General features: G+C 56.4%; 1 pseudogene. It reads left to right on the top strand.

Features of this window, described 5'->3' with window-relative positions:
- A pseudogene (locus RRF55_RS27495) lies at positions 1–234 on the top strand (nitrite transporter); the annotation flags it as partial.
- Positions 235–259: the final 25 nt, after the last annotated feature.

Genomic DNA, 259 nt, shown 5'->3' with positions numbered 1-259 from the left:
GGCGGGGGCCTCGACCGGGAAGCGAGAAAGCTGATGCTTTCGCTGAAACGTTGCGCCCCGTGTGAAGGCGCCGGAGTTGCTTGCTATTCGGGTTCAACGGTTTCCCATGTTGGGATTGTTGTGATGCTCGATAACCAGCTGCAGGTCGCGGAATGTAATCCAGGCTCGGGGGTTACGTTTCTGTCTCTGTCGCGATTTATCCGCCGCTTTAACCGCGTGGAGTTCTGGCAATGACGATAAAGTTTTACCCGTCCCGGCT

This window comes from Klebsiella sp. K47 (genome assembly GCF_051858335.1).
GTDB classification, from domain to species: domain Bacteria; phylum Pseudomonadota; class Gammaproteobacteria; order Enterobacterales; family Enterobacteriaceae; genus Klebsiella; species Klebsiella pneumoniae.
This window is presented reverse-complemented; position numbering and strand designations above follow the sequence as displayed.